5 protein-coding genes and 2 pseudogenes are annotated in these 6,596 nt (G+C 64.1%); 2 read left to right on the plus strand and 5 right to left on the minus strand.

Annotated features, from left to right (window positions below; translation table 11 throughout):
• The 5 genes and pseudogenes from AUC71_RS06760 to chpT form a co-directional block, all read right to left on the minus strand.
• The coding region (locus AUC71_RS06760) for a response regulator (protein WP_342021805.1) at positions 1-255 on the minus strand (255 nt) is incomplete at its 3' end.
• A gap of 7 nt (positions 256-262) precedes the next feature.
• Positions 263-627, minus strand: a pseudogene (locus tag AUC71_RS06765) (response regulator).
• Between the two features lie 33 nt (positions 628-660).
• Positions 661-1,125 carry a chemotaxis protein CheW gene (locus AUC71_RS06770; RefSeq protein ID WP_069623659.1) on the minus strand — a complete coding sequence of 155 codons (465 nt, stop codon included), beginning with the start codon at positions 1,123-1,125 and terminating at the stop codon, positions 661-663.
• Positions 1,122-3,813 (minus strand): annotated as a pseudogene (locus tag AUC71_RS06775) (hybrid sensor histidine kinase/response regulator). The gene AUC71_RS06770 and the pseudogene AUC71_RS06775 overlap by 4 nt, the downstream one beginning before the upstream one ends.
• 139 nt (positions 3,814-3,952) lie before the next feature.
• Entirely contained in the window at positions 3,953-4,591 is a 639-nt protein-coding gene (gene chpT / locus AUC71_RS06780) for a histidine phosphotransferase ChpT (protein WP_069623660.1), read from the minus strand.
• Between the two features lie 138 nt (positions 4,592-4,729).
• On the opposite strand from chpT, the gene cysQ reads away from it, so the two are divergent.
• On the plus strand, positions 4,730-5,590 hold the full coding sequence (gene cysQ, locus AUC71_RS06785) for a 3'(2'),5'-bisphosphate nucleotidase CysQ (RefSeq protein ID WP_204376659.1): 861 nt from the start codon (positions 4,730-4,732) through the stop codon (positions 5,588-5,590).
• Positions 5,591-5,814: 224 nt separating this feature from the next.
• Positions 5,815-6,456, plus strand: a complete 642-nt coding sequence (locus AUC71_RS06790; RefSeq protein ID WP_141701514.1) for a DUF1134 domain-containing protein — start codon at positions 5,815-5,817, stop codon at positions 6,454-6,456.
• The last annotated feature ends 140 nt before the right edge of the window (positions 6,457-6,596 follow it).

The following is a 6,596-nucleotide window of genomic DNA, read 5'->3' on the forward strand; positions in this document are numbered from 1 at the left end:
GCCGTCCATCACCGGCATGTCGATATCGAGCAGAATGACGTCGGGTGCACTGCGGACCACGTCCTGGACGGCGAGCTTGCCGTTGGCGTGGCGCGCCACGACTTCGAGGCCCGGCTCCTCCTCGATCCAGCGCGCAACGAGGCCGCGCACGACCGCCGAATCGTCGACGATCATGACCCTTGTCAGCTTATCGGCAGCTGGCCATTCAGCCCGAGCGGCTGTCGCTTCTTGCATAATCGCGCCGTAGCCGGACATCGCCGGGCTAGATCAGCCCAACCTCATGAAACTTTGCTTCGATGATGTCGCGATCGAAGGGCTTCATGATGTACTCGTTGCGCCGGCCGAGATCGCCCGCGTGATATGCTCGACGTCGTTCTCCGTCGTGCAGAAAATCACCTTCGGCTCGTCGCCGCCCGCCTCCTTGCGCAGCGCCACTAGAAAGGCGATGCCGTCCATCACCGGCATGTTCCAATCGAGCAGCACGGCATCCGGCATCGTCGTACGGCACTGGTCCAGCGCTTCGCGTCCGTTCTCGGCCTCCGATGAGGAGAAGCTGAGGTCGTCCAGGATGCGTCGGGCCACCTTGCGGATGACGGCGCTGTCATCCACGACCAAACAGTGTTTCATGTCTTCTCCTCCTCGTGACCCGCTGGAAGCTTCCTAGGCGGCGGCACCGAACTGGCTAAAGTCGAGAATCTTGTCGACGTCGAGCACCATCAAGATCTGGCCGTCGAGACGGTAGACCCCTGCGCAAACCTGCGCCCAACGAGGATCGAGATTGGTGGGCACCGTCTCGTATTGCGACGCCGGCAGCCACATCACGTCGCCCACTTTGTCCGCGATCAATCCATACAACTCCCCGCGTTCCTCGATGCCGACGGCCACTGTGGGCTTGCCGTCCTCGCGCGGCGGGAGTCCAAGCCGCCGGCGAAGATCGAGCGCGGTGACGATGCGGCCACGAAGGTTGAGCAACCCCGCGACCTCCGGCGGTGCGAGCGGAACGGTGGAAAGTGCTTGCGGCACGAAGACATCGCGTACGCGCTCTAATTTCAGCGCGAAAAGCTGGCCTGCGGTGAAGACCGTGACAAAACCCTGCGACTGCCCGTCATGCATCCCGCGGTTCATGCCGCCGCTCCCCATCCCTTGAAGCAATCCTGAAGTGCGTGCATCAGTGTTTGCCGGTCGAACTTGCCGACGAAGCTCTCGAAGCCCGCCGCCCGGCTCTTTTCGACGAGCTGCGGGTTCGCATGCGACGAAAGCGCGATAAGCGGAATCTCGGCCCAGCTCGAGCCGGCCTTGAGGTTCTTGGCGAGATCAAGCCCGTCCATGCCGGGCATGTCGATATCGCTGACGATGAGGTCGAAGCGTTCGCCCTTGTCCTTGAGGGCAAGCGCCTCCTCGGCCGAGGCGGCAAGCGCCACTTCGTAGCCGCTTGCCCGCAATAGCGGCGCCAGCATGTTGCGGAAGAACTGGCTGTCGTCCACGAGCAAGACCCGCAACGCCCGCTCGGACTCCGGAGGCATCGTGCGATGCGCGTCGAACACCGAGCCGAGATAATGGGACACGTCGACGATCTCGACGGCCTTGTCGCGGATGATCGCCGCGCCAATGACGCCAGGTGCTTCGGCCTGAAGATCGATGACCAAGGGCTCCTCGACGATATCAACGATCTCATCGATGACGAGACCCGCCGGGTGAGCGCCGTCCGTAAAGACGAGCACCGGCTGAAAGCCGCTCTGGGGCTGCGCCCGGTTCGCCTGCACGGGAATAAGCGGCATCAGCGAACCCCGGTACTGCACCACGTCTTGGCCGTTGCAGTGCTCGATCGTATCGAGGGCAATCTCTTCAAGCCGCGTGATGAGGGACAACGGCACGGCCTTCAGGGTCTTGGAGCCCGCCCGGAACAAGAGCAATGCGGTCCTGTTCTGCTCCGCGTCGGAGGTCTCTTGGGGTACCGCTTGCGCGAGCGCTGCATGCGTGTCGATCGAGCCCACCGCAGTGCCCAGCGCATTTGGATCGACGATCATGATCACGCTACCGTCGCCTAGGATCGTATTTCCGGAGAACATGCTGATATGGCGCAGCACGCTCGACAGCGGCTTCACCACGATTTCTTCGGTACGGAAGACGTTGTCGACCAGCACACCGGCATGCTTGGTGCCGACTTGGACGACCACTGCGGTCATGCCCTCATGGGTCATGCGCGAAACGTCCGTCTCGCCGTTCCGCAAGCCGAGCAGCGGTGCGAAGTCGAGCAACGGCAAGAGCTTGTCCCGTAGGCGCAAGACCGCCGTATTGTTGATCAGCTCGACGGGATGCCCCGCGGCGACCCTGTCCGCACCAGCTCGACCACGCTGAACTGCGGGATGGCGAAGCGCATGCCGGCCGCCTCCACGATGAGGGCCGCCATGATCGCCAAGGTCAGCGGGATCTTGATGACGAGGTCGTGCCCGCGGGCGATGTGGACAGCAGATCGACCGTACCGCCGATCTGCTCGATATTGCTGCGGACCACGTCCATGCCCACGCCGCGGCCTGAGACTTCGCTGATGGCACTGGCGGTGGAGAAGCCCGGCTTGAAGATGAACTTGAAGATCTCGGCGTCGCTCATGCGGTCGAGGTCGGCCAAAGTGGTGAGACCGTTCTCGAGCGCCTTGGCCCGGACCTTCTGCACATCGAGCCCGCGCCCGTCGTCGGACATTTCGATCAGAATGTAGCCGCCTTGCTGGGACGCGCTGAGCTTGATCTGACCGGTCGCCGGTTTGCCGGCCATGACCCGCTCATGCTCTGTCTCTAGGCCGTGATCCGCCGAGTTGCGGATCATGTGGGTGAGAGGGTCCTTGATCAGCTCAAGCACCTGACGATCGAGCTCGGTGGCGCCGCCGCTCATTTCCAGCTCGATCTTCTTGCCGAGCTCGATGGACAAGTCGCGCACCTGCCGCGGCAGCTTTTGCCAGGCATTGGCGATCGGCTGCATGCGGGCCTTCATGATCCCTTCTTGCAGCTCGACCGTCACGTTCGACAGGCGCTGCAAGGGAGTCTTGAACTCGGTCTCGCCGGAGCGGCGGACGAGGTCGAGCAACTGATTGCGGGTGAGCACGAGCTCGCTCACCGTCGTCATCAAATGTTCAAGCGTGTCGACGGAAACGCGCACGGTTTGCATCCGTGCGGTCACGTCCTTGCCGACGCCCTCGGAGAAAGAGGGGCGGTCGTCCTCCGCAGCGCGCCGCAGGGCCTCGAGCCCGGGCTCTCGTTCCAAGACAGACTCCGCCGCCAAGTCTTTCTGCGGAGCCATGTCGGGGCCCGGGGTCTCTTGCCAGGCGCGCTCGAGCTCCTCGAGTGTGGCGTAGCCAGGGGTCACGCTGCCGGCCCAATCCACCGCGAGGTCATGCTCGGCCGGCGGCTCCCGATATGTTCTGTCACCGGGTTGCGCCAGCGCGCTCCCCTCGGCCAGTTCCTGAAGCGCTTCGATCAGATCGTCGTCGCAGCCCTGGGGCTCGGCGCCCGCCTGTTCCAACCCCGCGAGGATATCCTTGATCCGGTCCAAGCTGGCGAGAATGACGCTCACCCCCTCGACGGTGACCGGCGCCCCGTCGCGGTACTGACCCATCAGGGTCTCGGCGGCATGGGCGAGCTTGGCGAGCCGCTCCAAGCCGAGAAAACCGCACGTCCCCTTGACCGTATGAACGAGGCGGAAGATGGCGTTGAGCATCTCCCCGTCGTTTGGCTCTTGCTCGAACCGCACGAGATTGACGTCGAGCTGGTCGAGCCGCTCGCTGGTCTCGGTCAGGAACTCTGCCAGTAATTCGTCCATCACTCGCCCTCGACGCGAATGACCTGATTCGCGCCGCATACATCCCGCGGAAGTCTGGGCGGCGATTGTCGACGGATTCTGGTTTACGTTCTGTGACCAGCGGGGGAAAGACCGCCTCGGAATGGCGGTTTTCCGGGGGTCAGGTGGCTGTGAAGCGGACCTCTTCGCCCTCGGCCTCGGCCGTCACGGTCATGCCGGCGGCAGCGGCCACGCGCCGGGCATAATAAGGCTGAATCGAGTGGGCATCGACCTCCACCCCGTTTCCGCCCGACAACAGAGCCTTGACCTGGTCGTTCAGACGCGCGGCGGTGCCCTTGGCGTTGACGGCAAAGGCGATATTGGCGGGATCGCCCGAGATCTCGACGCTCACCGTGCCTCCGCGGGGCAGCGCCACGATGCCGAGCGCCACCAGATTGAGCAGAAGCTTGACCTTGTTCTTCGCCACCGTCAGCGGCGGGCCGTTCCACACGACCTCGTGCTTGCCGCTGCCTTTGGCGAATTCGCGCGCCACCTTCTCCGCGTCGCGCAGATCGATCTCCGCGCCTGCTGAGCCCGCAGCCCCGAAAGCCAAGCGCGCAAATTGCAGCTTGGCGGAGGCCTGCGCGGCGCTCTTGCGAATGAGGTCCATCGCCGCCTCGCGCATCTCATCGTCCGGTTCCTCGGCGAGCATCTCCAAGCCATTGGAGATCGCCGAGACGGGATTGATGACGTCATGGCAGATGCGGCTCGATACCAGCGCCGCCAGATCAAGATCGCCAAGTGCCGTAGGCTCTGTCATGGCCTCCTCCCCCTTCGCCTCCGCAGGCATTTTGCGGAGATCACGTGGTCCGCGCACGAATTTCTGTTACAGGAAGGGCTCACCTTAGACGCGCGCGAAAGCGCGAAACGAATCAGCATCCCTTTGGAGCATCTTGCCTTGTCAGCACCAAGACATACAACCGCGCTCGCCCCCGAGCCCAAGCCCGATTTCGATCTCGGCCGCGCCGCCGACATTCTCACCCACGCCGCCGCCAAGGCCGGCGCGGCCATCATGGCCCATTACGGCGGGACGACCGAGGTCGAGACCAAAGCCGACGACTCCCCCCTCACCAAGGCAGATCGTGACTCGGAAGTTGTCCTCCTTGCCGCCCTGAGGGATTTTGCCCCCGATATTCCGATCGTCTCCGAGGAGACCGCGGCCGACCGTACGGCGCCGCTCGGCGCACGCTTTTTCCTCGTGGATCCGCTCGACGGCACGAAAGAATTCATCAAAAAACGCACGGATTTCACCGTGAATGTGGCCCTGATCGAGGAAGGCGTTCCGCGCTTTGGTCTCGTCTACGCGCCGGCGCGCGCGCTCTTGGCCGTGACCACGGCCGACGGCGTGGCAATCGAGGCGGAGATGGCGCCGGACGCGAATGGCGCCGATCTCGAGGCGCTCGATCGCAAGCGCCTCCATGCGCGGCAAGGAGACCCCAACGGGCTCACGGCGCTCGTGAGCCTCTCGCATCTCGATGAGGAGACGGAGAAGTTCCTGGAAGGATTCAACATTTCGGAGCGCTACGGTGCGGGCTCCTCGGTCAAGTTCCTGGAGATCGCGCGGGGACGCGCGGACGTCTATCCCCGCTTCGGACCGACCATGGAGTGGGACACGGCCGCGGGCCAGGCCGTCCTGGAAGCCGCCGGCGGCCATGTGGTCGACCCGAGCGGCGCGCGGTTCCGCTACGGCAAGACGCGAGAGGGATTGCGCAACGCGAGCTTCATCGCCTGGGGACGCACGGTCTTAACGCCCCGATAACGCTTCCACCGTTTGGTAACTGTTTCGGTAAACCATAGCGGTCGGGGCCGTGGCCCCGCCGGCCGGCAGGGCACGCCGGCTTCGAGCCCGAGGGCATAGTCATGCGTTCCACCAGCACCGCGATTGCCGTGATTTCGGCGATCTTTCTCTACTGTTTTCCTCTATCGCCAGCATCGGCCCAAGACGACGACGCCATGGTCATCACCCCGGAGTCGTACGCCGACATGATCCAGGGCGCCGAGCCGAACACCCCGCCCCCGCCCTCCGCGGGTGGCGCGACAAGCCCTTATGCGCCAGGCGGTTACCCTCAAGGCGGCAACGCGGCGGAAACTTACCAGCCCGGCCAAGGCTATGCCTCGGAGAAGCTTCCCGACAACGGTGAGGGCACCTTCTCCATGGAGGAGATCAAAGGCACCGGGCACCGCTTCTTCGGCAAGGTCTCGGTCGGCTTCGCCAAGGTGGTGGAATACGCCTTTCAGCGCTCGGGACGGCCAAACGGCTACATCTTGGGCGAGGAAGCGGGCGGCGCCTTCGTCGCCGGTCTCCGCTATGGCGAAGGCGTGCTCCACACGAAGGATGCCGGCGAGCACCGCGTCTTCTGGCAGGGGCCGTCAGTCGGCTACGATTTCGGCGCCGCAGGGTCGAAGACCATGGTCCTGGTCTACAATCTCGGGAGCCCCGGCCAGATTTACGACAGATTCGCCGGGGTCGACGGATCCGCCTATTTCATCGGCGGCGTTGGCGTCACATATCTGGCCCGAAACGACCTGGTCCTGGCGCCAATTCGCTCGGGCGTCGGCCTTAGGTTGGGCGCAAATATCGGCTACCTGAAATATACCCGCCAGCCCACCTGGAATCCGTTCTAGATTGGCGCTAGAGAAGCTGAAGCCAAGGTCTTCGCGGGTCGTACCCCGGGTGGCGGCCGGAGTTGCTTGAGCTTGCCCGAGATGCGCCGGAGAGGGTGGCGCGTGGGCGCTAATTTCGGGAAACGCTGGCCTTGATGATC

This window comes from Methyloceanibacter marginalis (genome assembly GCF_001723295.1).
In the GTDB taxonomy this organism is placed as follows: domain Bacteria; phylum Pseudomonadota; class Alphaproteobacteria; order Rhizobiales; family Methyloligellaceae; genus Methyloceanibacter; species Methyloceanibacter marginalis.

What these genes read in the sequence shown, in the direction of transcription:
- AUC71_RS06770 (WP_069623659.1), bottom strand. Translation starts at nt 1,125, where the DNA reads ATGAACCGCGGGATGCATGACGGGCAGTCGCAGGGTTTTGTCACGGTC.
- chpT (WP_069623660.1), bottom strand. Translation starts at nt 4,591, where the DNA reads ATGACAGAGCCTACGGCACTTGGCGATCTTGATCTGGCGGCGCTGGTA.
- AUC71_RS06790 (WP_141701514.1), top strand. Translation starts at nt 5,815, where the DNA reads ATGATCCAGGGCGCCGAGCCGAACACCCCGCCCCCGCCCTCCGCGGGT.